22 protein-coding genes are annotated in these 24,495 nt (G+C 66.4%); 14 read left to right on the top strand and 8 right to left on the bottom strand.

Going from position 1 to position 24,495, the window contains the following annotated elements; all coding sequences use genetic code 11:
- From IP83_RS04345 to IP83_RS04365, 5 genes are read left to right on the top strand one after another with little or no spacing between them, the layout of a single operon-like run.
- Positions 1-1,212 (top strand): FAD-binding oxidoreductase, encoded by a 1,212-nt coding sequence (locus IP83_RS04345; protein WP_231624898.1) that lies wholly within the window; start codon positions 1-3, stop codon positions 1,210-1,212.
- Positions 1,209-2,468, top strand: coding sequence for a sarcosine oxidase subunit beta family protein (locus IP83_RS04350; protein ID WP_054120982.1), 1,260 nt, complete (start codon positions 1,209-1,211; stop codon positions 2,466-2,468). Before IP83_RS04345 ends, IP83_RS04350 begins: the two co-directional genes overlap by 4 nt.
- A gap of 13 nt (positions 2,469-2,481) precedes the next feature.
- On the top strand, positions 2,482-2,745 hold the full coding sequence (locus IP83_RS04355; protein WP_054120983.1) for a sarcosine oxidase subunit delta: 264 nt from the start codon (positions 2,482-2,484) through the stop codon (positions 2,743-2,745).
- Positions 2,742-5,513, top strand: coding sequence for a 2Fe-2S iron-sulfur cluster-binding protein (locus IP83_RS04360; protein WP_054120984.1), 2,772 nt, complete (start codon positions 2,742-2,744; stop codon positions 5,511-5,513). The genes IP83_RS04355 and IP83_RS04360 overlap by 4 nt, the downstream gene beginning before the upstream one ends.
- Positions 5,506-6,000 (top strand): hypothetical protein, encoded by a 495-nt coding sequence (locus tag IP83_RS04365; protein ID WP_197274275.1) that lies wholly within the window; start codon positions 5,506-5,508, stop codon positions 5,998-6,000. The genes IP83_RS04360 and IP83_RS04365 overlap by 8 nt, the downstream gene beginning before the upstream one ends.
- A gap of 112 nt (positions 6,001-6,112) precedes the next feature.
- Here the strand turns inward: IP83_RS04365 and IP83_RS04370 are convergent, their stop codons facing one another.
- The 3 genes from IP83_RS04370 to IP83_RS04380 all read right to left on the bottom strand — a co-directional run bounded on the left by IP83_RS04370 (position 6,113) and on the right by IP83_RS04380 (position 8,879).
- The gene (locus tag IP83_RS04370; protein WP_054120986.1) at positions 6,113-7,477 is read right to left on the bottom strand and encodes an FAD-dependent oxidoreductase; all 1,365 of its coding nucleotides are present in this window, start codon (positions 7,475-7,477) and stop codon (positions 6,113-6,115) included.
- A 103-nt stretch (positions 7,478-7,580) separates the two neighbouring features.
- Positions 7,581-7,979: a PilZ domain-containing protein gene (locus tag IP83_RS04375; protein WP_054120987.1), complete on the bottom strand. Its 399-nt coding sequence runs from the start codon at positions 7,977-7,979 to the stop codon at positions 7,581-7,583.
- A gap of 192 nt (positions 7,980-8,171) precedes the next feature.
- Positions 8,172-8,879 carry a pirin family protein gene (locus IP83_RS04380; RefSeq protein ID WP_054120988.1) on the bottom strand — a complete coding sequence of 236 codons (708 nt, stop codon included), beginning with the start codon at positions 8,877-8,879 and terminating at the stop codon, positions 8,172-8,174.
- A 128-nt stretch (positions 8,880-9,007) separates the two neighbouring features.
- Here IP83_RS04380 and IP83_RS04385 point away from each other — a divergent pair, with 128 nt between their 5' ends.
- Positions 9,008-9,937, top strand: coding sequence for a LysR family transcriptional regulator (locus IP83_RS04385; protein ID WP_054120989.1), 930 nt, complete (start codon positions 9,008-9,010; stop codon positions 9,935-9,937).
- 3 nt (positions 9,938-9,940) lie between these two features.
- Here the strand turns inward: IP83_RS04385 and IP83_RS04390 are convergent, their stop codons facing one another.
- The gene (locus IP83_RS04390; protein ID WP_054120990.1) at positions 9,941-11,134 is read right to left on the bottom strand and encodes an acyl-CoA dehydrogenase family protein; all 1,194 of its coding nucleotides are present in this window, start codon (positions 11,132-11,134) and stop codon (positions 9,941-9,943) included.
- Between the two features lie 147 nt (positions 11,135-11,281).
- On the opposite strand from IP83_RS04390, the gene IP83_RS04395 reads away from it, so the two are divergent.
- The gene (locus IP83_RS04395; RefSeq protein ID WP_054120991.1) at positions 11,282-12,553 is read left to right on the top strand and encodes an HD-GYP domain-containing protein; all 1,272 of its coding nucleotides are present in this window, start codon (positions 11,282-11,284) and stop codon (positions 12,551-12,553) included.
- Here the strand turns inward: IP83_RS04395 and IP83_RS04400 are convergent.
- Complete coding sequence (locus IP83_RS04400) at positions 12,529-14,169, bottom strand: NAD(P)/FAD-dependent oxidoreductase (protein ID WP_054120992.1); 1,641 nt, start codon at positions 14,167-14,169, stop codon at positions 12,529-12,531. The genes IP83_RS04395 and IP83_RS04400 overlap by 25 nt on opposite strands.
- A gap of 38 nt (positions 14,170-14,207) precedes the next feature.
- Positions 14,208-14,522 carry a PilZ domain-containing protein gene (locus IP83_RS04405; protein WP_054120993.1) on the bottom strand — a complete coding sequence of 105 codons (315 nt, stop codon included), beginning with the start codon at positions 14,520-14,522 and terminating at the stop codon, positions 14,208-14,210.
- A gap of 110 nt (positions 14,523-14,632) precedes the next feature.
- Here IP83_RS04405 and maiA point away from each other — a divergent pair, with 110 nt between their 5' ends.
- Entirely contained in the window at positions 14,633-15,271 is a 639-nt protein-coding gene (maiA, locus tag IP83_RS04410) for a maleylacetoacetate isomerase (RefSeq protein ID WP_054121052.1), read from the top strand.
- Between the two features lie 35 nt (positions 15,272-15,306).
- Entirely contained in the window at positions 15,307-16,530 is a 1,224-nt protein-coding gene (locus IP83_RS04415) for a dipeptidase (protein WP_054120994.1), read from the top strand.
- Here IP83_RS04415 and IP83_RS04420 read toward each other — a convergent pair.
- Positions 16,527-18,002: an exopolyphosphatase gene (locus IP83_RS04420; RefSeq protein ID WP_054120995.1), complete on the bottom strand. Its 1,476-nt coding sequence runs from the start codon at positions 18,000-18,002 to the stop codon at positions 16,527-16,529. The two genes, IP83_RS04415 and IP83_RS04420, sit on opposite strands and share 4 nt — an antisense overlap.
- Positions 18,003-18,016: 14 nt before the next feature.
- Complete coding sequence (locus tag IP83_RS04425) at positions 18,017-20,179, bottom strand: RNA degradosome polyphosphate kinase (RefSeq protein WP_054121053.1); 2,163 nt, start codon at positions 20,177-20,179, stop codon at positions 18,017-18,019.
- 437 nt (positions 20,180-20,616) lie between these two features.
- On the opposite strand from IP83_RS04425, the gene IP83_RS04430 reads away from it, so the two are divergent.
- The 5 genes from IP83_RS04430 to IP83_RS19510 are packed head-to-tail and all read left to right on the top strand — an operon-like array spanning position 20,617 to position 24,495.
- Positions 20,617-21,651 carry a sulfate ABC transporter substrate-binding protein gene (locus IP83_RS04430; RefSeq protein WP_054120996.1) on the top strand — a complete coding sequence of 345 codons (1,035 nt, stop codon included), beginning with the start codon at positions 20,617-20,619 and terminating at the stop codon, positions 21,649-21,651.
- A 12-nt stretch (positions 21,652-21,663) separates the two neighbouring features.
- On the top strand, positions 21,664-22,506 hold the full coding sequence (cysT, locus tag IP83_RS04435; protein WP_054120997.1) for a sulfate ABC transporter permease subunit CysT: 843 nt from the start codon (positions 21,664-21,666) through the stop codon (positions 22,504-22,506).
- Positions 22,503-23,339, top strand: coding sequence for a sulfate ABC transporter permease subunit CysW (gene cysW / locus IP83_RS04440; RefSeq protein WP_054120998.1), 837 nt, complete (start codon positions 22,503-22,505; stop codon positions 23,337-23,339). The genes cysT and cysW overlap by 4 nt, the downstream gene beginning before the upstream one ends.
- Positions 23,336-24,328, top strand: a complete 993-nt coding sequence (locus tag IP83_RS04445; protein ID WP_231624899.1) for a sulfate/molybdate ABC transporter ATP-binding protein — start codon at positions 23,336-23,338, stop codon at positions 24,326-24,328. Before cysW ends, IP83_RS04445 begins: the two co-directional genes overlap by 4 nt.
- Entirely contained in the window at positions 24,325-24,495 is a 171-nt protein-coding gene (locus IP83_RS19510; protein WP_072382174.1) for a YezD family protein, read from the top strand. The genes IP83_RS04445 and IP83_RS19510 overlap by 4 nt, the downstream gene beginning before the upstream one ends.

The raw sequence follows: 24,495 nt of genomic DNA on the forward strand, positions 1-24,495 counted from the left end.
ATGACTTACGTCGGTATGCCCACTCCGAAGGAAACCCCGCAGGAAACCATGGCGAAGATCGCCGGGACCGCGGCGAAGATGAAGGTCGTGATCGTCGGCGGCGGCGTCTCCGGCCTCAGCGCGGGCTGGTGGCTTGCGCGCTCGGGTGCTCAGGTCACTGTGCTCGACAAGGGCATCGTCGGCTGGGAAGCCTCGGGTCGCAACGGCGGCGGCGCCTCGCACTACCAGAGCCCGCTGTTCGAGGAAGAGCAGCGCATGTGGCCGCACATGGACGAACTGCTTGGCTATCCCACCGAGCACCAGCAGGAACGCCTCGTTATCGCGGTCAGCCCCAAGCAGCTGAATCAATACCACTATCTCGCCAAGATGAACAACGACATGGGCTACCGTGTCGATCTGCTCGACGGCGATCAGGTGCGCAGCATGGTGCCGCTTGCCGGGGACAACTGCCTCGGCGGCATGCACTACCGCTTCGGCGGCCACGCGAACCCGCAGCGCAGCGTGCAGGCCTATGCCTGGGCGCTGCAGGACCTTGGCGGGCGCATCTACCAGCACAGCCCCGTCACCGGGTTCGAGACTGAGGGCGGCAAGGTCGTCGCGGTGCACGCAACCAGCGGCCGCCACGAATGCGATGCGGTCGTCGTCGCCGCCGGACCGCAAATCCAGGCACTCATGGCCAAGCTCGGCGTCGAAGTGCCGCTTGCTGCTGCCCGTGCCGAAATGATCGTCACCGAGCCCGCCCCGATGATGCCCATCGGCGGCGTCGATGGAAACGGGCTCTATGGCCGCCAGACCCTGCGCGGCAATCTCGCCTATGGCGGCGGTCCGCACGAATGGCTCGAGACGTACGAGGCCGGCCCGCCCGCGCGTCCGTCCTCCCCGCTCACGCGCAATCTCGCGCGCCGCGTCGCCGAGCTGTTCCCCAAGGCCGCGCACCTCAACGTGATCCGCTCGTGGGCGGGCATTGTCGAAAACACGCCGGACGGCCGCCCGATCATCGACCGGATGAAGGCCCCCGAGAACGTCACCGTCGTCACGATGTCGGGCGTCGGCTTCGGTCTCTCGCCGGCTTCGGGTCACGCGGTGCGCGATCTCGTCGTCGATGGCGATTGCAGCTTCACCGACATCAAGAAGCTCAGCCTCTCGCGCTTTGACGGCATCGGCGCGGATTGGCGCGAAAAGCGCGGCTGGCAGGCCCCTCAAGCCGCATGAAGACGCCCTATTCCGCCTTCAGCCTGCTGCGCGGCGCGCTGAACGGGCAAAAGCACTGGGAACCGGCGTGGCGCGATCCGGAGCCCCGCGCGAGCTATGACGTCATCATCATCGGCGGCGGCGGGCACGGGCTTGCCACGGCCTATTACCTCGCCAAGGTGCACGGCATCCGCAATGTCGCTGTGCTGGAGAAGAGCTGGATCGGCGGCGGCAATGTCGGGCGCAACACCACCCTGGTGCGCTCGAACTACCGCCTGCCGCAGCTGCACAACTTCTTCGAATTCGGCCTCAAGCTCTGGCACAATCTCAGCGACGACCTGAACTACAACGTGATGTTCAGCCCGCGCGGGGCGATGTTCCTCGGCCACAATGATGGCGACATGATCAAGCTCGCCGAACGCGGCGATGCCATGCGCTGCGACGGGATCGACGCCGAACTGCTCACCCCCAAGCAGATCGCGAAGATCGAGCCGCTGCTCGACCTCTCCCGCAATGCCCGCTTCCCCATCGACGGCGCGCTGATCCAGTGGCGCGCCGGCACCGCTCGGCACGACGCGGTCGCCTGGGGCTATGCCCGCGCCGCCGATGCGCTCGGCGTAGACATCATCCAGAAGTGCGAGGTGACCGGCTTCGTCAAGGACGGCAACCGCGTGACCGGCGTCGAGACCACGCGCGGACGCATCCTTGCGGGTCGCACCGGCATCTGCGTCGCGGGCCACAGCGGTCATGTCGCGGGCCTCGCGGGCCTGCGCTTGCCGATTGAATCGCAGACCCTGCAGGCGCTCGTCACCGAAGGCGTCAAGCCGATGGTCCAGTCCGTCATCATGTCACAGTCGCTGCACTTCTACGTCAGCCAGTCCGACAAGGGCGGCATCGTGATGGGCGGCGATCCGGATAACTGGCCGAGCTATGCCCGCCGCGGCCAGCCGACGATCAAGGAGCATGCCATCGCGCAGGCCGTCACCTGCATGCCCGCGCTCTCGCGCCTCCGGATGCTGCGCACCTGGTCGGGTGTCACCGACATGAGCTTCGACGGTTCGCCGATCATCGGTCCTTCGCCCATCGACGGGCTCTATCTCAACGCCGGCTGGTGCTACGGCGGCTTCAAGGCAACGCCCGCCTCGGGCTGGACCTACGCCCACACGCTCGCCACCGGCAAGCCGCACGAACTGAACGCGCCCTTCAGCCTCGAACGCTTCATGACCGGCGCCACGATCGACGAAACGTCCGTCGGTCCTTTCCCGAACCACCGCTGAGACAGGCAACGCGATGTACCAGATCACCTGTCCCCACTGCGGCCCGCGCGCCCAGACCGAGTTTACTTACGAGCGCACGACCGACTCCGTCGTCGATCCCGCTGGCGATCCGCAAACCGCGATGCAGGCGCTTTACACCCGCGCCAATCCGATGGGCCTCGATGATGAAATCTGGCGCCACACTTATGGCTGCCGCGCATGGATGGTGCTCACTCGCCACCGCGTGACGCACGAGATCCACGCCGTGAAGGCCATCGGCCCGGAGGCGCTGCCATGAGCGGTCCTTCGCGCAGCGCGACGGGTGAAGAGACGATCCCCTTCACCTTCGACGGCACTACATACCACGCCCGCCAGGGTGACACGCTCGCCGCCGCTTTGCTGGCAAACGGCATCGGCCTCGTCGGCCGCAGCTTCAAATACCACCGCCCGCGCGGGATCATGACGGCCGGGATCGAGGAGCCAAACGCGCTCGTCACCGTTGGCACCGGTGGCCGCACCGAGCCCAACACGCGCGCGACCGACGTGTTCGTCTATCCCGGCATGGTGGCGAAGAGCCAGAACCGCTGGCCCAGCCTGTCGTTCGACGTCGCCTCGATCTTCGGGCTCGCCGCGCCTGCGCTAGGCGCCGGGTTCTACTACAAGACGTTCTTCGGCCCGGCGAAGCACTGGATGCTCTACGAGGGCTTCATCCGCCGCGCCGCCGGTCTCGGCAATGCGCCGACCGAGGCGGACCCGGACAACTTCTCGCACAAGGCCGGGTTCTGCGACGTACTTGTCGTCGGCGCCGGTCCCGCTGGCCTCAAGGCCGCACTCGCCGCGGCCGAAGCAGGCAAGCGCGTCATGCTTGTCGAGCAGGATGCCGTGCCTGGCGGTTCGCTGCTACGCGATCCCGATCCCGCCATCGATCCCGCCGCCATGATCGAGAGGATCAAGGCGCTCGGCGGCGAAGTCCTCCTGCGCACCACGGCGTCTGGCTATTGGGACCACAACTTCCTCACGCTCACCCAGCGCCTTGTCGAACCCGGCGCGGTTCCTCCGCAAGGGTTTGCCCAGCGGCTCTGGCATGTGCGGGCAGGGCGCGTGGTGCTGGCCACCGGCCTGATCGAGCGCCCGGTGCCCTTCGCCAACAATGACCATCCCGGCGTGATGCTCAGCCAGGCCGTGCGCAGCTATGTCCGCCGCTGGGGTGTGCTCCCCGGCAAGCGCGTCGTCATCGCCACCAACAACGACGATGCCTATCTGACCGCCGAAGCGCTGGTCGCAGCGGGCGCGGAAGTCGTGGCGCTGCTCGATGCCCGCGCCCCCGGCAGCGGTCCGACCGCGCCTGCCGGTGTTCAGGTTTTCTACGATGCAAAGCCCGCGAAGGTCATCGGCCGCAAGCATGCGCTGCGCAAGGTCACTGCCGTCATCGGCGGCAGCGAGCACAGCTTCGACGCCGATCTGCTCGCGGTATCGGGCGGCTTCGTCCCCGTCGCGCACCTCCACATGCAGGCGGGCGGCAAGCTGACCTGGAACGAGGCCGCACAGGCCTTCATCCCGGGCGAGACGCCGCAGGCTTGCGAGACCGTCGGCGCCGCGCTCAATCCGCCGTCCGCGCCCGCCATCGCACCCGCGGGCAAGGCCAAGACCAGCTTCGTCGATTTCCAGAACGACGTCAGCCTCGCGGACATCGATCTCGCCTGGCAGGAAGGCTACCGCTCGGTCGAGCACCTCAAGCGCTACACCACGCTCGGCATGGCGACCGATCAGGGCAAGACCAGCAACATGGTCGCCTTGTCGCGCCTTGCCGAAAAGCAGAATTTGACCGTGCCGGAAGCCGGTCTCACCACGTTTCGCCCGCCGTTCACGCCCGTCACCATGGGCCTCATGGCGGGCGCCGGCGCACGCCATGCGGGGGCACACGTGCGCCGGATCCCCTTGCACAGCCTGCACGAGGTGCACGATCCGATCTGGCAGCCGCTCGGCTACTGGTTCCGCCCGCGCGCGTATCCGGTGAACGGCGAAACGCTGCAGCAGGCGGCCCTGCGCGAAGCGCGCACTGTGCGCACCGTGGCGGGCCTGAGCGATGTTTCGACGCTGGGCAAGTTCGAGGTCAGCGGTCCCGGCGCCGCCGCCCTGCTCGAACTCGTCTGCGCGACGACGGTCGGCAAGCTCGCCGTCGGGCGGGGGCGCTACACCTTCATGTGCCGGGAAGACGGCTTCGTGAACGATGACGGCACCGTCTGGCGCCTCGCCGAAAACCGCTACCTGCTGACAAGCTCCACCGGCGGCGCCGACCGCATGGCGCACTTCATCTCCTACGTGCGCAACTCGCTGCGGCCGGACCTCAGGTGCTCCGTCGTCAACGTGCAGGAGCATTACGCCGGGATTGCGCTGGCCGGACCCAAGGCACGCGCCATCCTCGCCTCGCTCATCGGCGCCGAACCGCCGCGCCACATGGGCTATGCTCCCGGCGTGCTGGCGGGCGTTCCGGTTCATGTTCTTGCTGCCAGTTACAGCGGCGAACGCGCCTTCGAGATCCATGTCGAGGCGACGCATGCCGCCGCCGTCTGGCAGGCCATCGAACACGCAACCCGCGCGGAGGGCGGCGCGCCCTATGGCCTTGAGGCCATGGAACTGCTGCGGATCGAGAAGGGCCACGTCGTCGTCGGCGGCGAAGTCGACGGCCGCAGCACGCCGCACGATCTCGGCCTGGGCGGCATGCTCAACAAGGCGGGCGGCTTCATCGGCGCGGCGGGCCTGACGCGGCCTGCACTCAGCGCACCGAACCGCAACAACCTCGTCGGCCTCGTCGGCCTCGATGGGCCGATCCCCGAAGGCGGCATGCTGATCCAGCGCGCGGGCCAGTCGCCGCAAGGCCATGTCACCGCCGCCGCGCGCCGCATCCTCGAAGGCGGCGCCATCGCGCTCGCTTTGCTTCAGGGCGGGCATAAGCGGCACGGCGAAGAGCTGATCGTCACCTCGCCCACCCGTGGCGAAAGGGCCCGCGTCCGCGTGACCGCACCGCACTTCTATGATCCCGCCGGGGAACGCTATCGTGACTGAGCCGACTTCGATCACCGCCCTCCCGGCTGCGCCGCTCCATGCGCTGGAGATCTGGAGCAATCCGCTGGCCACCGCCGCGCGCATCCTGAAGGCACTCGGCTTCGCGCTGCCGCCGATGAACCGCAGCGCCGGCAATGCGGACACCACTCTGCTGCGTTACGAGCCGACCGTCTGGCTCGTTGAAGGCGATGTGTCAGTCCTGGCCGACACTCTTGGCGATGACGGCGCATTGACGGCGATCGGTGGCGGGATCGTCCGCATGCGGCTTGCCGGGCCGCACTGGCGCGAACTGCTGCTCGAAGGCGGCTTCTTCGATACCAGCCCCGTCGCCTTCCCGGCTGGCGCCACGGCTGCGACCGTGATCGACCATGTCGGCGTGCGCCTTTGGGCCGAAAGCGACGAAGCCTGCATCGCCTATGTCCCTGCAAGCTATGCGCTCAGCCTGCACCACTTCTGGGATGAGGCCCTGCCGCTGCTGGGCGCTTGAGGCCTGCCCCATTCGTCGTCATTGCGAGCGAAGCGAAGCAATCCAGAGCGTGAGCGCACGGCCGCTCTGGGTTGCTTCGTCGCTCCGCTCCTCGCAATGACGAAGGTTGCAGTTAGTGAATCCGCGCGCCCTGCCGCTTGAGTTCGGCCTGCACCGCCGCGATATCCACCTGCGCGAAATCCCGCCCGGTCTTCACCGAAATCGCCGCGGCCACGCCCGCGCCCTGGCCTGACACCGCGCAGCACATCATGTTGCGCACGGCGGCGTGGCTCACCTTGTCGCCGCCGATCACCCGGCCCGCGACGATCAGGTTCGTGATCCCCTTGGGCACGAGCGAGCGGTAGGGCACGTGGAAATAGCGTCCGGTCGTCGGCAGGATCAGCAGCCCGTAACCATCGATGAACTCCGGGAAAATGCCAATGGAATCCTCGAACCGCGCCTCGCCCCGCACATCGTCGCCGGTCATGTTGTAAAGGGCGTCGATCTTGCGCGTATCCCGAATCCCCAAAGTCATCCCGAAGTTGCGCAACTTGGCGCCCTCGCACCCCGGCATGAACGCGCGCAGCGCGGCAATCGCATGCATCGCATCGGCGCGCCCGTCCATCTCGCCGCGCGTCAGGCTGTCGGGATCGGTGCCGTCAAGGTAATGGTGGACGAGGTTGAGGTAGGTGAGATCGCCCTGATCCGAAACGGTGCCCCATGTGCCCGCGATGGTCGCAAGGTTTTCCGGCAGCAGCCCGGCTTTCAGCGCCTGCCGGAAGGGCTTCCGCAGGAACGGCGAGAACATTTCGTCTTCCTTGCCGCTCGTCGTGATGTCCCATTCGCCGCCGCCGGACCAGTCGCCATAAGTCTGCGGATCGGCCTTCACCGCCTCGATGAAGCGCGTCTTGTTCACCCCGCTCATCGAGAACATCACCGAGACGGACATCATCTCGTCAACCGGATGCTTGATCGTCGGCGCGCCGCCACGATGGGCCAGATCGGCATCGCCTGTCGCATCGATCACGCGGGCGGCGAGGATGGCCTCGCGCCCTGCCTTGCTTTCGACGATCACGCCCCTGATCACATCGCCTTCCATGATCGGCGCGACGACGAGCCTGTGCAGCATCGGGATGACCCCGGCTTCCTTCACCAGCACGTCGGCCACATGCTTGAAGGCTTCGGCATCGAGCGCATGGCTGATCGATTGCGGCTCGGGCAGCGCGGCGTCCATCGCGATCGCGCGGTCCTCGAATTCGCGGCCGATGCCTTCGCTGTCGATGGTCGTCGGGTGGCGATACCAGGCAAAGCCTTCGACGCCGACTTGGGTGATATTGCCGCCAAAACAGCCATAGCGTTCAACCAGAGTCGTCTTCACCCCCGCGCGCGCCGAAGCCAGCGCCGCCGCAAGGCCGCCCGGGCCGGAGCCCACCACCAGCACGTCGGTCTCGTGGATCACGTCGATCCGGCGGGCGGGTTCTTCGATCTGTCTGGTCATGGCCGCGCAGCATGACGCCTGCGCAAGTCCGGTCAACCGGCGCGGCGAACGCTGGTTCCCATCAAGAAAAACTGATGCAGGGCTTCAGTCCGGCTGATGCAAGTCAGACGCGGCGGATGCGCGAAGGGTCGGTCATCGGCGTGACGACACGGTGCCGTGTCTCGACCTTCCATTCGCCGGAAACCTGCGCGACATGCGCCTGCCGCTGCAGCGCGCGGCCAAGTGCTTCGAGATCGAGCGGCGTATCAAGCTGCATGCCGAACGTGTGACCGCTGAACCAGCGGACGATCCCGGTCGCTTCCTGTTCGCCCGGCAGCACCACCAGCACCCGCTCTCCGCGCACCGGAGCCGGCCCGCGCGCGCTCGCGCCAAGTCCGGTCTCGGAAACGTTGCGGATGACGATATCCTGAACTTCGCCATCGCGGTGGACGAGGCGAGCGCGGATGATCCGCGGCTGGCGCTGGGCCCGCACGACCTGATCCGTCGGTGGAATGGGAGCCATGAATGACATCTACCGCACCATCACCTTGCAACGAGCCTCTTGGCGCTGATCCGGCGCCATCAGCCCATTGTGGACCAAAAACGGTAAATGATCCGTTATGGATCGTCTTTCAATCATTCGAATTGAGCAATAATTCCTGACAAACGCCATTGCGGGGAGCCCGGAGCAGGTCCGAAACGCCCCGCCAACGCTTCAGGCAGCGTCAACCATGACAATCTCGCTGTCTTCCAGCGCGGTCACGGTCAGCACTTCGAGATCGCGAATCGCCGCGCCGTCACGGGCGTTCACGGTCACATCCGCGATCTTCACCGCGCCGGTGGCGGGGACGAGGTAGGCCCTGCGGTCCTTGCCCAGCGGATAGCTCGCGGTTTCGCCGGCGCGCAAGGTTGCTCCGACAACGCGGGCATCGGTGCGGATGGGGAGGGCATCGCCGTCGGTCTGGTCATTGGCATAGCCCGAAGCGAGCGCCACGAATTGCCCGGCACGCTCGCCCTTGGGGAAAGGACGCGCGCCCCAGCCGGGGGCTTCGCCGCTGCGGGTCGGCATGATCCAGATCTGGAAGATGCGCGTGGTCACGTCCTCCATGTTGTATTCCGAATGGCGGATGCCGGTGCCCGCGCTCATCACCTGGACGTCGCCCGCTTCGGTCCGGCCCTTGTTGCCAAGGCTGTCCTGGTGGGTGATCGCGCCCTCGCGGACGTAAGTGATGATCTCCATGTCGCGGTGCGGGTGCGGCGGGAAACCGCTCTTCGGCGCGATCGTGTCGTCGTTCCACACGCGCAGGTTGCCCCAGTGCATGCGCGCCGGATCGTGGTACTCGGCGAACGAGAAGTGATGCTTGGCATCAAGCCAGCCGTGGTTCGCACCGCCGAGGCTGGCAAAGGGGCGCAGTTCGATCATGACCTGTTCTCCTGTCATGCGCCCGCCACGGGAACGGGCAGGGCGCCTTCGTTGGAGCCGATATAGCGGTTGCCTGCTTTCCTGTTCAGTGGGATAAAGTGCACCGATTTATTCGATGGAGCTGAACAGTGGCTAGTCCCGGTACGCCCACGCTTGATCAGTTGCGCATCTTTCTCACGATTGTCGATACCGGCAGTTTTGCGGGTGCGGCACGCCAATTGGGCCGGGCCGTTTCCGTGATCAGCTACGGTGTTGCCAACCTGGAGGCCCAACTGGGCGTCATCCTGTTCGACCGCGAGGGCACGCGCAAGCCGCAGCTCACCACAGCCGGCCGCGCGCTGCTGGCAGAGGCGCGCGCCATTGCGCAGGGCGTCGATGGCCTTCGCGCGAAAGTGAAGGGCTTGCTCGATGGGCTGGAAGCCGAGGTCGATCTTGCGGTCGACGTCATGGTCCCGCCCGAACGCCTGGCAACCGTGCTGCGCGGGTTTGCGACGGGGTTCCCGACGGTTCAGCTGCGGCTTCACGTCGAGGCGCTGGGTGCGGTCAGCGCGATGGTGCAGGCGCGCACGGCCACCATCGGGATTTCCGGTCCGTTGGCCGCCGAAATGGCCGAGATCGACGGCAGAGTGGCCGGAGCGACGTTGCTGGTGCCGGTCGCGGCGCCCGATCACCCCCTCGGCCGCATGACCGAGATCCTGCCCGGCGCCGGGCGCGACTACATCCAGCTGGTGCTGTCGGACCGCTCGGGCACCACGGCGGGGCGCGATTTCGGGGTGGTCAGTCCCAAGACCTGGCGTCTTGCCGATCTCGGCGCCAAGCATGCCCTGCTGCGCGAGGGGATCGGCTGGGGCAACATGCCGCTGCCGATGGTGGCGGGTGATCTGGCGGCGGGCACGCTCACCCGCCTTGCCATGCCCGATCACCCCGGTGGCGCCTATCGCTTCACCGCGATCTGGCGCCGCGATACCCCGCCGGGGCCAGCTGCACGTTGGCTGCTCGATCAGTTCGTGGCGCTTGCCGAGGGCGACGGCGAAGTATGCAACATGCCGGAGGTGTGAGGGTCAGGCGGCGCCGGCGGCAAAGTCCTTCAGCATCTGCTTGGCGATCACCAGCTGCATGATCTGGGTGGTGCCTTCGTAGATGCGGTAGATGCGCGCATCGCGGAAGAACCGCTCGGCCTCATACTCGGCGAGGTAGCCCGCGCCGCCATGGATCTGCACGCAGCGGTCCGCCACGCGTCCGCACATCTCCGAGGCGAACATCTTGAAAGCGGCGGCTTCCATCAGGATCTTCTGCCCCGCATCCGCCTTGGCGATCGCATCGCGCATCATGCACTGCGCGGCGTAGATTTCGGCCTGGCTGTCCGCCAGCATCGCCTGGATCAGCTGGAACTGCGCGATCGGCTCGCCAAAGGCCTTGCGCTCGTTCGCATATCGGATCGCGGTATCGAGGAATCGCCGCGCCTGCGCCGTCGCTGCCGCGCCCACCGAAAGCCGCCCGTTGTCGAGGCTCTGCATCGCGGTCGCAAAGCCCTTGCCTTCCTCGCCGCCCAGCAATGCCTCGCCCGGCACATAGACATCCTCGAGGATGATGTCGCCGATATGGCTGCCTTGCTGGCCCATCTTCCTGTCGGACTTGCCGCGCGTCACCCCCGGCGTGTCGAGCGGCACGAGGAAGGCCGAGACATGCGCATTCCTCGGCAGGTTCTCCTTGCTCGTGCGCGCCATGATCAGGCCCACTTTCGCATAGGGCGCATTGGTGATGTAGCGCTTGGTGCCGCTCAGCACATAGCCATTGCCGGATCGGACCGCCATTGTCGCGAGCCCTGCGGAATCCGAGCCCGAACCCGGCTCGGTCAGCCCGAACGCCGCAATCTCGCCCGCTGCCAGACGCGGCAACCATTCGGCCTTCTGCTCCGGCGTGCCCGCGTTCTTGATCGCCGAACAGACCATGCCGATGTTGATCGAGATGATCGAGCGGAACGCCGGCATCGCATAGCTGATCGCGTGGATCGTCTCGATATACTGGCTGATGTTCATGCCCGCGCCGCCGTATTCCTCGGGCATCGTCAGGCCGAACAGCCCCATCTCGCGCATTTCGGCAAGCAGGTCCTCGGGGATCGCATCTCCCGCGATGACCTGCGCCTCGGCCGGAATCAGCCGCTCGCGCACATAGCGCTGCAGCTGTTCGAGGAACTGGGCGAAAACCTCCGGGTCCATGCCGGGATTGAGGCCCGCGCCGCTCGCATTGCTCATCAGGTCGTCCTCATCGTTTTGCTTTTCTTTCCAACGCTAGCCAAGAATCCGGCGCGGGGGAATGACCCTTTGCGCACCCTATCAGGGCGAATGCGTAGCTGTGTGGTCAGCCGGTTTCAGCCACACCGGTGCCATGTTGTCCGGACCATGCTGAAACGCGTCGAAACCTCCGAGCTCCGGCTCGGCATGTTCATCCAGAAGCTGGAGGGGAGCTGGTTCAAGCATCCCTTCTGGAAGAGCAAGTTCCTGCTGGAAGAACAGTGGATGCTCGATGCGCTGCTGGGCAGCGATGTGGATGGGGTCATCATCGATACCGAGCGCGGGCTGAGCAACGTGCCCCAGCGCGAGGTGGCAACCGTCGGCGCCCCGCCACCCCCACAGCGCGGCATGCCGCTGGTGCCGCCGCGCCCCGCGGCAAACAAGTTCGCCACCGCACGGGTCGCCACTGCCCGGGAATTCGGCACCGCGCGCAAACTTGCCGAACGCCATTCTAGGCTTGTCAGCCGCGTGTTCATCGAGGCCCGCCTCGGCCGCGGCATCAGTGCGCGCACGGTCGATCCTCTGATCGACGACATCTACGCTTCGGTGCAGCGCAATCTCTATGCCTTCAACGGCCTCCTGCGCTGCCGCGAGGACAGCGAGGAAACCTATCGCCATGCGCTCGCCACCAGCGCGCTGATGATCGCGCTGGCCCGCCAAATGAACCTCTCTGCCGCCGAAACCCGCGAGGCCGGGATGGCGGGGCTGCTGTTGGACATCGGCGCCAATCAGGAAACCGGCGGCCCGCCCCACCCGGAAGAGGCGTGGTCCGGCAGCACCGCCGATCCCGAGAACGATGTCCATTGCCAGCACGTGCTTTCCGGTCACGCCCTGCTCAAGGCGGCGGGTGACATTCCTGACGCCGTGCTCAAGGTCTGCATGCGCCATCACGAGCGGCTCGACGGCTGCGGCTATCCCAACCGCCTGTCCGGGGACGAGATCGACCAGCTCTCGCGCATGGCTGCGATCTGCGACACCTATGATCTGCTCGTCGCGGGCAAGGGCCATCGGCCCGGCCTCGATCCGGCCGAGGCGATCCGCCACATGGGCGAGCATTGCGAGGGGCTCGACCCGGCGATTATGGTCGATTTCATCGAGATGGTCGGCATCTTCCCGATCGGTGCTTTCGTCGAACTGCGCTCGGGCCGGCTCGCCATGGTCGTGGACGAGGACCCCACCGAGCGCGCGCTGCCGACAGTCTTAACGTTCTGGTCAAGACCGCTTGGAAAGAAGATCAAGAGCGAGGCGATCATGCTCTCGCAGTGCTACGGCGCGGACGAGATCGTCGGCATTGCGCAGCTCGGCGGGCTCGACCTGCCGCCGCTCGGCGCGCTGCGACAATCGCTGCTGAATGCCTATACCCGCGCTGCGGCAGACTGACCCAGCAAATCGAGCGCCAGCGCCTCGGCAACGCGGATGCCGTCCACCGCTGCTGACAGAATGCCGCCCGCATAGCCTGCACCTTCACCCGCCGGATAGAGGCCGTGCGTATTGAGGCTCTGGAAGTCGCTGCCCCGGTTGATCCTTACCGGCGAAGATGTGCGCGTCTCGACGCCCGTCAGCACCACATCCGGATGGTCGTAGCCGGGCATCTGGCGGCCGAACACCGGCAGAGCCTCACGCATCGCGGCAACGGCAAAGTCCGGCAGGCACTGGGCCAGATCGGTCGGCGTTACCCCCGGCTGGTATGATGGGGCAATCGAACCGAAGCGGGTCGATGGGCGCCCGGCGAGGAAGTCTTCGAGGCGCTGGCCCGGCGCGCGGTAGTTGCTGCCGCCCGCCACGTAGGCCAGTTCCTCCCACTTGCGCTGGAACGCCACACCCGCCAGCGGCCCACCCGGATAATCGCGCTCCGGACTGATATCGACGACGAGGCCCGAATTGGCATTGAACTCGGCGCGCGAATACTGGCTCATGCCATTGGTTACCACGCGCCCCCGCTCCGAAGCCGCCGCCACCACGCGCCCGCCCGGGCACATGCAGAAGCTGTAGACCGAGCGGCCATGGCTCGTCTGATGCGCCAGCGAATAGGCCGCCGGGCCAAGGATCGGATGGCCGGCACCAGGGCCATAGCGCGCCACGTCGACCAGCCGCTGCGGATGCTCGATCCGCACGCCCACCGCGAAAGGCTTGGCCTCGATATGCACCCCTGCAGCGTGGAGCACGGCAAAGGTATCACGCGCCGAATGGCCGACCGCCATGATCACGCGCTTTGCCGGCAGGACTTCTCCGGTTGACAGGACGAGGCCCTCAAGCTGCCGCTCGCCGCGCTCGTCCTTGCCAATGACAAAGTCCTCGACCCGTGTCTCGAACCGGTACTCGCCGCCCAGCGCCTCGATCGTCTCGCGGATCGACATGACCATCGTGACCAGCCGGAACGTGCCGACATGCGGATGCGCTTCGGTCAGGATTTCCGGCGGCGCGCCCGCCTTGACGAACTCGGTCAGCACCTTGCGCCCCAGATGGCGCGGGTCCTTGATCCGGCTGTAGAGCTTGCCATCCGAGAACGTGCCCGCGCCGCCTTCGCCGAACTGGACGTTCGATTCCGGCGTCAGTTCGCTCCGCCGCCACAGGCCCCAGGTGTCCTTGGTCCGCGCGCGCACCGCCTTGCCGCGCTCGATGATGATGGGTTTGAGCCCCATCTGCGCAAGGATCAGCGCCGCCAGCAGCCCGCACGGCCCCGCACCGATCACTACCGGACGCGGGCCCTGCCAGCCCTCGGGCGCCATGACCGGAAAGCGGTAGGACGTATCGGGAGAAGGGCGGACATGCGCGTCCCCGGCATGGCGCGCCAGCACGGCGGCCTCGTCCGTCACGCTCGCATCGATGGCGTAGACCAGCTTGATGGCTGATTTGCGCCGCGCATCATTCCCGCGCTTCGCCACGCTGTAGTGCAGCAGTTCGGCAGGCTCGATCTCCAGCCGCTCGGCAATCGCGGCTTCAAGTTCGGCAGTCGTGTGATCGAGGGGAAGCTTGAGTTCGGTGAGGCGAAGCATTCCTGTCCCCTACCCACTCGCGGGGCGGGGGGAAAGCGTCAGTGCATGTGGCCCGCAACAATCGCGTCGAAGACCGCCTGGTGCAGCGGCTCGACGAACGCGCAGCCGGCTTCGAAGCGGTCCACCCAGACCACCTTGGCCTGGCGCGGCGGCAGGCCGGGGAGGGTGATCCACACGCATTCGCCGACGCGCAGCCGCTCCATGCCGGCAAGACGCAGGCCGTGGCACGAAAGGTCGAGGATCTGCGCTGCAAGCCGCACGATCGTGCGCCGGTACTGCACGCGCACCATAAGCGGGCGGCGCTCGGACTGGCGCTCCTGCTGGGGACGTTGCTCGGGCATCTCGGCGGACATGCGAACTCCGGAATGGGCGGACCCGCATGATATATATCCACAATGACTACGATTCCTTTAACTCGATAGAAATGATGACAAGCGGCGGATTTCCGCGCTATCCGCCGGGCATGGATCTCGTCCTCCACACCTACTGGCGTTCTTCTGCGGCTTGGCGGGTGCGCACAGCGCTCGCGCTCAAGGGGCTGCCATGGGAGGCGGCACCGCACGATCTGCGCACCAACGAGCAGACCGCGCCGGACTATGTCGCGCGCAATCCGCAGGGGCTGGTACCCGCGCTCGAAGTCGAAGGCGCCGTGCTCACGCAGAGCCTCGCGATCATCGAATACCTCGAGGAACGCTTCCCGGAGCCTGCGCTGCTCCCCGCCGATCCGCTCGAACGCGCCCGCGTCCGCGCTTTCGCGCTCGCCATCGCCTGTGATATCCACCCGGTGCAGAATCTTCGCGTGCTGCGGATGCTGCGCGCGCGGGGGCTTGATCAGGCCGCGGTCGATGCCTGGGCACGCGAAGTGATCGAGGGCGGGCTCGAAGCCTGCTCGCGCCTGATCGCGGATCGCAGCGGCCCGTTCTGCTTCGGGGACATGATCACGCTGGCGGACATCACCCTGATCCCGCAATTGGCCAATGCCCGCCGTTTCGGTGCCCGGACCGACTATCCCCGGCTTGAAGCGATCGAAGCCGCCGCCCTCGCGCATCCGGCTTTTGCATCTGCGCGTCCCGCCGCACAAGTGGATGCCGACCCCGCCTGATTGACTTTCGCGGGCGCAGCGCGAAGGTTGCGGTCATGCGCATCAGAACGATCCTTCTCGCCGCCTCTGCCCTTGTCCTCGCTGCCGGCCCTGCGTTCGCCGCGCCCAAGAAGGTCGCTGACCCTGCGGCCGCGCTCCAGCAGCGCCTGCTGACGCTCGATACCCATCTCGATACGCCCGCTTCGCTCGCCTTTCCCGGCTGGTCGATCATGGACGCACACACTGTGGCGCAGGATTACACGCAGGTCGATCTGCCGCGCATGAAGCAGGGCGGGCTCGATGGCGGCTTTTGGGCGATCTACACGCCGCAGGGGCCTCTCGATGCGGAATCCACCCGCAAGGCGCGCGATTTCGCGTTCCTGCGCGCTTCTGCCATCCGCGAAATGGTCGCCGCCCATCCCGAAAGCTTCGCGCTCGCCAGCAAGGCCGCCGATGCCGCCGCGATCAAGGCCAGCGGCAAGCGCGTGGTCTATCTCTCGATCGAGAATGCCTGGCCCTTGGGCGAGGACTCGACGCTCCTGCGCAGCTTCTACGCGATGGGCGTACGCATTGCCGGCTTTGCGCATTTCCGCACCAACCAGTTTGCCGATAGCTCGACCGACAAGGCCAAGTGGGATGGCCTCAGCCCGCTCGGCGTGCAGCTCCTGGCAGAGATGAACCGCCTCGGCGTTGTCCCCGATCTCTCGCACAGCTCCGACCGCGCGCTCGATGATGCGCTGCGCCTCTCGAAAACGCCGCTGATCCTCACCCATTCGGGCTGCAAGGCGGTATTCGATCACCCGCGCAATATCGACGACGCACACCTCAAGGCGCTCGCCGATGCAGGCGGGGTCATCCAGATCAATTCGGTCTACGTGAAAGACCTCAAGCAAAGCCCCGAGCGCGCAGCGGCGATGAAAGCGCTCGAGGCAAAGTATCCCGAGGACAAGACGTTGACCGCAGCCGAGCGCCAGTCGATGCTCGCCGAACGCCATGCCATCGATGCGAAGTACCCCGAAGTCCGCGCCACATTCGATGACGTCATGGCCAATCTGCTGCATGCCCTGAAAGTCGCGGGCGCCGATCACGTCGGCATCGGGCTCGATTGGGATGGCGGCGGTGGTGTGGTCGGTCTTGAGGACATCGCCGACCTGCCAAAGATCACCAAGGCCCTGCTTGCGGCGGGCTATACCGAAGCGGATGTCGCCAGGATCTGGTCAGGCAACGTGCTGCGTGTGCTGGCGGCGGCCGAGGCGGAGGCCGAGCGCGAGAAGCGTTAGCGCACGTCCGCCTTCAGCCCCAGATGTGCCGCTAGGGTCCGGAGGTCGCGTTCCACGCCTTCGTTGACCAGCACCGCGATCTGCGGCTGCACGTTGAGCACCAGCGTGCCCTCTTCTACCCGCAAGCCACTGCCGCTGATCCCTTGCGCGGTATTGCCGCTGAAGCGCCGGCACAGCCGTGTCGCAAAGCCCCAGGCTTGAGCCGTGCGCAACTGCTCGGGTGCGGCGAGCAGGCTGAGGTCTGGCGGCAGATCGGTTTGCCCGGTGTTGGCGATCATCGCCGCCGCCAGCATCGCGCGGTCAACGGGCGAGGCGCCGATCCAGCGCTTGCGCAGGGCCCAGTCCCGCGCGAGGTCACTGCGCAGATTGGGCTCGACCATCGCGGTGGCAAGGCACAGCATCGTCGCTGTCAGTCGCAGGTGTTCGGAACTGGCAACTCCATCGGGGAGCCGCGCTGCGGCAGTCCAGCCGGTGACCATCGCGGCGGTCCCTGCGGCAATCCCGTATTCGGTCGCGAACGCAGCCGCGCCCGCCACCAGCGGGTCCTGCATGCGCACGCCGTCCGCCATGTGCTCCCACAGGAGTCCCTCGCGCAGGCCCCACGAGGAGAACACGAGCCGCCCCGGCTGCAGCGCGCGGATCAGTACGAAGAGAAGGGCCGCCGTATCGGGCAGCGCGGCAAGGCGCGAGCTCGAAAGCCCGGGAACTGGCAGCAGCGCCTCGGGTTTGCGCTTTGCCAGCGCCTTCGCGAGGGCCTGCGCGGGCGCCGCGTCGATCTCGAATCCGTGCGGATCGTCGATCGGCCAGCCGGACGTCGTCATCGCATACCGGGCAAATGCACGCAGCGATCCACCGACCAGGTACAGCGTCGAGCCCGGAGCCGCCCGCCAATCCGCGCGCTTGAGCATCTTGGCGACCGTCTGCCCGAACGCCCGCTCGCCCCCCGCTCGCAGGCCCGGCAGCCGCAACGTGCCGAGCGGGAGCGAGGTGCCATGCCGGCAGCCATCCGCATCGACATCGACCAGTTCAAGACTTCCGCCGCCGAGATCGCCGACCACGCCCTGCGCGCGGGGGAACGCGCCGATCACGCCGTGCGCGCTGGTGATCGCTTCCTCCTCACCGCTCAGCAGCCGCGGCGTGAGGCCCAGCGCGCGGATCTGCGCGAGAAAGTCCTGCCCGTTCACTGCATCGCGCGCCGCCGCAGTCGCGACAACATCGACCTCGGCAATGCCCTTGAGATCGAGCAGGGTGCGATAGCGGGCAAGGCTCGCGAGCGCGGTGCTCATCGCGCGCTGGCCCAGCTTGCCGTTCTCCGCCACGCCCTTGCCGAGCCGCGCGGTCACTTTCTCGTTGTGCAGCACTTCGGGCGCGCGCGCCGGTCCGCCATAGATGACGAGGCGCAAGGTGTTCGAACCGATGTCGATGATCGCCCGGGTGGGCACGTAGGCAGGGGCGCGGGTATAGCGGGTCATTCAGTCCGGTCGGGTCAAGTGGTTGCCATCCCGCCGCGTCGCAGGGCGAGCTTGGGTACCTTGCTGCCTTTGGTGAGCGCCGCGCCGCGCCCGGACAGCGAAGGATTGGTCATGAAATAGCGGTGTACGTTGAACGGCTTGGGCCCGGGATCGGCGCGGTGATAAGTGCCGTCGCTCTCCAGTATCCAGCTCTGCTCGGTATCGAGCAGGTTTGCCAGCATCACCTGATCGAGCACTTGATCGTGCACCGTCGGGTTCTTGATCGGCACCAGCACTTCGACACGGCGATCAAGGTTGCGGGTCATCCCGTCGGCCGAGGAAATGAACACCTTGGCGCGGCGGTTGGGCAGCGGTGCGCCATTGCCGAAGGCCCAGATGCGGCTGTGCTCAAGGAAGCGGCCGATCACCGACTTGACCCGGATCTTCTCAGAAAGCCCCGGAACGCCGGGCCGGAGGCAGCAGATGCCGCGCACGACGAGATTGATCTCCACCCCCGCCTCGCTTGCCGCGTAGAGCCGGCTGATCAGCTGGCTGTCGGTCAGCGCGTTGAGCTTGGCCCAGATCGAAGCCGGCTTGCCCGCTGCCGCAAAGGCGATCTCGCGTTCGATGCATTCATAGAGCTTGCGGCGCACACCGATGGGCGCGATCGCCAGCATTTCGGTAGTCTTGGGCTCGATGTAGCCGGTGATGAAGTTGAACAGCAGCCCTGCATCGCGCCCGAACTTGGGGTCGGCGGTAAAGAAGCTGAGGTCGGTATAGATGCGCGCCGTCACCGGGTGATAGTTGCCCGTACCGAAGTGGCAGTAGGTGCGGTAGCCATCGCCCTCGCGCCGCACGACCATGCTCACCTTGGCGTGGGTCTTCCAGTCGACGAAGCCGTAGATCACCTGCACGCCCGCGCGTTCGAGCTGGCTCGCCCAGTGAAGGTTCTGCTCCTCGTCGAAGCGGGCCTTGAGCTCCACCACCGCGGTCACCGACTTGCCCGCCTCCGCCGCCGCGATCAGTGCTGCGATGACGGCCGATTGCTTGCCGGCGCGGTAGAGCGTCTGCTTGATCGCGACGACGTCCGGATCGGAGGCAGCCTGGCGCAGGAAATCGACCACCACATCGAAGCTTTCGAACGGGTGGTGGATGACAAGATCCTTGGTGCGGATGGCCGCGAAGCAATCGCCGTCATGCTCGCGCACGCGTTCGGGATAGCGCGGGATATAGGGTTCGAACTTCAGCTCCGGCCGGTCGGTGTCGACGATCACCGAAAGCCCGTTCATTGCGAGCAGGCCGCCTGCCTTGATCACCATCGCGTGGTCGAGCCGCAGCTTGTCGCGCAGCAGCGCCTCCGCCTCGGGATCGAAGTCTTCCTGGACCTGCAGCAGGATCACCTTGCCGCGACGGCGCCGCTGGATCGCGGTGCGGAAGTAGCGGACCAGGTCTTCGGCGTCTTCCTCGATCTCGATGTCGCTGTCGCGCAGCACGCGGAAGGTGCCGTGGCCGTGGATGCGGAAGCCCGGGAAAAGCTTGCCCGCGCCGCGCAGGATCAGTTCCTCGATGCTGATCCAGCTCGCCGGGGCTCCCGGCAGGCGGACGAAGCGGGGGAGCGCGGGCGGCACAAGAATCATCTCGGTCACCGCCTCGCTGTCCGCCAGCCGCGTCAGCGTGAAGAGAATGCCGGTGCCCTGATTGTTGATGAAAGGGAACGGGTGCGCCGGGTCAATTGCCTGCGGGGTCAGCGCCGGGAACACATGTTCCTCGAAGTACTGCGCCACCCATTCGGACTGGGCCTTGTCCAGCTTGCGGTCGCCGACGATGCGGATTCCGGCCTCGTCGAGCTGCGCGGTGAGATCGGCAAGGATCGCCTGCTGCGCGCGCACCAGTTCCTCGACCCCGCGATAGGCGGCGTGCAGCTGCTGCGTCGGGGTCAGCCCGTCGATGGATAGCTCGTCGATCCCCTGCCGCACTTGCGCGGCAAGGCCGGCAACGCGGACCATCATGAATTCGTCGAGGTTGCTGCCCGAGATCGAGAGGAAGCGCAGCCGCTCGAGCACCGGATAGTTCGGGTTCTGCGCTTCGGCCAGCACGCGGCGATTGAAGGCCAGCCAGCTCAACTCGCGGTTGAAATAGCGGTGCGGCGGCGGGGCTTGCAGGCTCTCCTTGGCTGCCAGCGGCTGCGGTTCACTCATGGCCATTGATCCCCCCTGTGCCCGCCGGATTGCGGCGGAACGCGGCGCGGAATGCTGGCCGATTGCAACAGAGCGATGACATAGTCGCTCGCATAGCACGAGGCAGTGCGGGGCATGCAAGGGGAGCGGCACCCTTATGCCCGATCACCTGAGGGGCGTTCGAAACAAACTATGTCTACTCATTTAGTCGACAATTTCCCTCGCTTCGGCGCTGACCTATTCTCTACTCATTAGGTGGAGATAAGCTTCCTCGCGACAGATTCGCACTGATTCGGGGCAAAGTGCGGGGCAGGGGCATGCGCTGGAGGCGCATCACCCATAGCTTCTCTTTCCGGCCACGAAGCAGAACTCTAATGTCTATCTGATTAATTGAGTTTAGGGACGACCCGACGCCGCAGGCCACAAGCCTTCGGCCGACGCAAACGGGAGTACGATGCATGACTGAAGGCCGATCCAAGTCCCGCCGCGCATTTCTCGCCGGCTCGCTCGTGATGGGCCTGCTGCTGGCGGGCTGTTCAGGCAGCGGCAGCAAGTCGGGTGCGATCGAGCTGACCAACGTGTCGTACGATCCCACGCGCGAACTCTATCAGGCGATCAACCCGGCCTTCGCGGCGTTCTGGAAGCAGAAGACCGGCAAGGACGTCACCTTCCGCATGAGCCATGGCGGCTCGGGCAAGCAGAGCCGCGCGATCATCGATGGTCTGGAAGCGGACGTTGCCACGCTCGCGCTCGCCTACGACATCGATGCCATTTCGGCCAAGGGCAAGCTGCTCGATGCCGGCTGGCAAAAGGCCCTGCCGGACAACAGCGCGCCCTATACCTCGACGATCGTGTTCCTCGTGCGCAAGGGCAATCCCAAGGGAATCAAGGACTGGGGCGATCTCGTGAAGCCCGGCGTCGAAGTGATCACCGCCAATCCCAAGACCGGTGGCGGCGCGCGTTGGAACTTCCTCGCCGCCTGGGCCTATGGCCGCAAGGCGGGCGGCAGCGATGCGGCAGCCGAAGCCTATGTGAAGCAGCTGTTCCAGCATGTTCCCGTGCTCGACAGCGGCGCGCGCGGCTCCACCACCACGTTCGTCGAGCGCGGCATCGGCGATGTGCTGATCTCGTGGGAAAACGAGGCCTTCCTTGCCGAGAAGAAGCTCGGTGCGGGCAAGTTCGAAATCGTCGCGCCCTCGATCTCGATCCTCGCCGAACCCTCGGTCGCGGTCGTTACCGCCAATGCCAAGAAGCACGGCACCAGCGAAGTGGCCGACGCCTACTTGCGCTACCTCTACACCCCCGAAGCGCAGACCGCGATCGCGCACAACTTCTACCGCCCGCGCGATCCGGCCATTGCGCAGCAGTTCAAGGCGCAGTTCCCCGAGATCCCGATGGTCACCATCGACAAGGACTTCGGCGGCTGGGCCAAGGCGCAAAAGACCTTCTTCGACGATGGCGGCGTGTTCGACCGCATCTACACGAAGAAGTAGGCGCGGCGCCCCATGTCCACTTCCACTTGGCGATGGCGGCAGCCTTCCGTGCTGCCCGGCTTCGGCCTCAGCTTCGGCTTCACGCTCGCGTGGCTGACGCTGATCGTGCTGATCCCGCTCGCCACGATCTTCCTCAAGGCGGCGGGCCTTGGCTGGGCGGAGTTCGTCGAAGTCGGCTTCAGCGAGCGCGCCATGGCGGCCTATCAGCTGAGCTTCGGGACAGCCGCCGCCGCCGGCCTCGTCAATGCTGTGTTCGGCCTGGTCGTCGCGTGGGTGCTTGTGCGTTATGACTTCCCCGGCAAGCAGGTGGTGAGCGCGCTCGTCGATCTGCCGTTCGCACTCCCCACCGCCGTCGCAGGCATCGCGCTCACCGCGCTCTATGCGCCGCAGGGCTGGATCGGGCAGTTCCTCGAACCGCTTGGCATCAAGGTTGCCTTCACCTGGATCGGCATCACCATCGCGCTCGTCTTCATCGGCCTGCCATTCGTCGTCCGCTCGGTCGAGCCGGTACTGGCCGACCTCGGCTGTGAAGTGGAGGAAGCCGCCGCCACCTTGGGTGCCACGCGCTGGCAGACTTTCACGCAGGTCATCTTCCCGGCCATCGGCCCCGCGCTGCTCACGGGCTTCGCGCTCGCCTTCGCGCGGGGTGTGGGTGAATACGGCTCGGTGATCTTCATTTCGGGCAACATGCCAGGCCGCACTGAAATCGCGCCGCTGCTGATCGTCACCCAGCTTGAACAATATGCCTATGCAGGCGCCACCGCGATTGCCGTGGTGATGATGCTGGCTTCCTTCGCGGTGCTGCTCCTGATCAATCTGATCCAGGCCGCCAGCCGCCGGAGGATGGGTGCATGAACACGCGCGCCACCACCGAAAGCCCAATCATGCGCGCAGTGCTGATCACCGTCGCGCTGGTGTTCCTCGGCTTCTTCCTGCTTCTGCCGCTGCTGGCGGTGTTCAGCGAGGCCCTGCGCGAAGGGGCGGGGCCGTTCCTCGATGCGCTCCACACCCCCGATGCGCTTGCCGCGATCCGGCTGACGCTGCTGATCGCCGCGATCTCGGTGCCGCTCAACATGGTCTTCGGCATTGCCGCAAGCTGGGCGATCACCAAGTTCCAGTTCCCCGGCAAGGCACTGCTGATCACCTTGATCGACTTGCCGTTCTCGGTCTCCCCGGTCGTCTCGGGCCTCATCTTCGTGCTGCTGTTCGGTGCCAACGGCCTGTTCGGCGCGTGGCTGGCCGAGCACGACCTCAAGATCATCTTCGCGGTCCCCGGCATCGTCCTCGCGACCGTGTTCATCACCTTCCCATTCGTCGCCCGCGAGCTGATCCCGCTCATGCTGGAGCAGGGCAAGGACGACGAGGAAGCCGCGATCTCCCTGGGCGCAAGCGGCTGGCAGACCTTCTGGCACGTCACCCTGCCCAACATCCGCTGGGGTCTGCTCTACGGCGTGCTGCTCTGCAACGCCCGCGCCATGGGTGAATTCGGCGCGGTCTCGGTCGTCTCGGGCCATATCCGGGGCGAGACCAACACGATGCCGCTCCATGTCGAGATTCTCTACAACGAGTACGATTTCGTCGGCGCCTTCGCGGTCGCCTCTCTCCTGGCGCTGCTCGCCCTGGTGACGCTTGTCGCCAAGACGGTGCTCGAATGGCGCTTCGGCCTCCATGCAGGAGCACGGCATTGATCCACCTTCGCGGCATCACCAAGCGCTTCGGCGACTATCCGGCGCTTCACGGCATCGATCTCGATGTCGCGCCGGGCGAGTTCATCGCGCTGCTCGGCCCCTCGGGCTCGGGCAAGACGACGCTCCTGCGCATCATCGCTGGCCTCGAATTCCAGGACAGCGGCACCGTGCTGCTCGGCGGCGATGACGTCTCGCGCACCCCGGTGGCTGACCGCCATGTCGGCTTCGTGTTCCAGCATTATGCGCTGTTCCGCCACATGACCGTGGCCGACAACGTCGCCTTCGGGCTCAGCGTGCGCCGGGGCAAGGGCCGCCTGCCCAAGGCCGCGCGCCGCGCCCGCGCCGAGGAGCTGCTGCGCCTCGTCCAGCTCGAAGGCCTTGGGCCCCGCTATCCGGGGCAGCTTTCCGGCGGCCAGCGCCAGCGCGTCGCGCTCGCCCGCGCATTGGCGATCGAGCCGCGCCTGTTGCTGCTCGATGAACCCTTCGGCGCGCTCGATGCAAAGGTCCGCAAGGACCTGCGCCGCTGGCTGCGCGATCTGCACAAGCAGATGGGCCTCACTTCGATCTTCGTGACGCACGATCAGGAAGAAGCGCTCGAACTCGCCGACCGCGTGGTGGTGATGAACCAGGGCCGGATCGAACAGATCGGCGCGCCGGACGCGGTCTACATGAACCCCGAAACCCCCTTCGTCTCGCACTTCGTGGGCGAGACCAATCGCTTGCCGGCACCCGGCGGCGAGATCCACTTCCGCCCGCACGAGATCACGCTCGCGGCGGACGGCGCGGAGGCGCTGCTCGTCGACAACGTGTTCCGCAAGGGCGCGGTGTGGCGCGCGGAAGGCCTGCTCGAAGGCAGTGGCCAGTTCGTCGAGCTCGATCTGCCGAGCAGCGGCGATGCGCCGCAGCTGGGCCAGACGATCCGCTTCCATCCCCACCGCGCCCGCGTGTTCAACCCAAATGGAGACCAGACCCAAGGAGAAACCCGATGACCACCCAACCGGCGCCTTCCGACGCGGAGCGCCACCTCGAAGAAAGCCTCGCCAGCGTGCGCGAGGCGCTGACCGGACTGCGCTTCGGCACCGTTGCGCTCACCGTGCACGAAGGCCGCGTCGTCCAGATCGACGTGACCGAAAAGAAGCGGCTCAAGCCGAGCTGA

It is taken from the genome of Novosphingobium sp. AAP93 (genome assembly GCF_001296055.1).
Lineage (GTDB): Bacteria > Pseudomonadota > Alphaproteobacteria > Sphingomonadales > Sphingomonadaceae > Novosphingobium.

Coding starts and splice junctions, on each gene's coding strand:
- IP83_RS04345 (WP_231624898.1), top strand. CDS start 1: ATGACTTACGTCGGTATGCCCACTCCGAAGGAAACCCCGCAGGAAACC.
- IP83_RS04350 (WP_054120982.1), top strand. CDS start 1,209: ATGAAGACGCCCTATTCCGCCTTCAGCCTGCTGCGCGGCGCGCTGAAC.
- IP83_RS04355 (WP_054120983.1), top strand. CDS start 2,482: ATGTACCAGATCACCTGTCCCCACTGCGGCCCGCGCGCCCAGACCGAG.
- IP83_RS04360 (WP_054120984.1), top strand. CDS start 2,742: ATGAGCGGTCCTTCGCGCAGCGCGACGGGTGAAGAGACGATCCCCTTC.
- IP83_RS04370 (WP_054120986.1), bottom strand. CDS start 7,477: ATGACCAGACAGATCGAAGAACCCGCCCGCCGGATCGACGTGATCCAC.
- IP83_RS04375 (WP_054120987.1), bottom strand. CDS start 7,979: ATGGCTCCCATTCCACCGACGGATCAGGTCGTGCGGGCCCAGCGCCAG.
- IP83_RS04380 (WP_054120988.1), bottom strand. CDS start 8,879: ATGATCGAACTGCGCCCCTTTGCCAGCCTCGGCGGTGCGAACCACGGC.
- IP83_RS04390 (WP_054120990.1), bottom strand. CDS start 11,134: ATGAGCAATGCGAGCGGCGCGGGCCTCAATCCCGGCATGGACCCGGAG.
- IP83_RS04395 (WP_054120991.1), top strand. CDS start 11,282: ATGCTGAAACGCGTCGAAACCTCCGAGCTCCGGCTCGGCATGTTCATC.
- IP83_RS04400 (WP_054120992.1), bottom strand. CDS start 14,169: ATGCTTCGCCTCACCGAACTCAAGCTTCCCCTCGATCACACGACTGCC.
- IP83_RS04405 (WP_054120993.1), bottom strand. CDS start 14,522: ATGTCCGCCGAGATGCCCGAGCAACGTCCCCAGCAGGAGCGCCAGTCC.
- maiA (WP_054121052.1), top strand. CDS start 14,633: ATGGATCTCGTCCTCCACACCTACTGGCGTTCTTCTGCGGCTTGGCGG.
- IP83_RS04415 (WP_054120994.1), top strand. CDS start 15,307: ATGCGCATCAGAACGATCCTTCTCGCCGCCTCTGCCCTTGTCCTCGCT.
- IP83_RS04420 (WP_054120995.1), bottom strand. CDS start 18,002: ATGACCCGCTATACCCGCGCCCCTGCCTACGTGCCCACCCGGGCGATC.
- IP83_RS04425 (WP_054121053.1), bottom strand. CDS start 20,179: ATGAGTGAACCGCAGCCGCTGGCAGCCAAGGAGAGCCTGCAAGCCCCG.
- IP83_RS04430 (WP_054120996.1), top strand. CDS start 20,617: ATGACTGAAGGCCGATCCAAGTCCCGCCGCGCATTTCTCGCCGGCTCG.
- cysT (WP_054120997.1), top strand. CDS start 21,664: ATGTCCACTTCCACTTGGCGATGGCGGCAGCCTTCCGTGCTGCCCGGC.
- cysW (WP_054120998.1), top strand. CDS start 22,503: ATGAACACGCGCGCCACCACCGAAAGCCCAATCATGCGCGCAGTGCTG.
- IP83_RS19510 (WP_072382174.1), top strand. CDS start 24,325: ATGACCACCCAACCGGCGCCTTCCGACGCGGAGCGCCACCTCGAAGAA.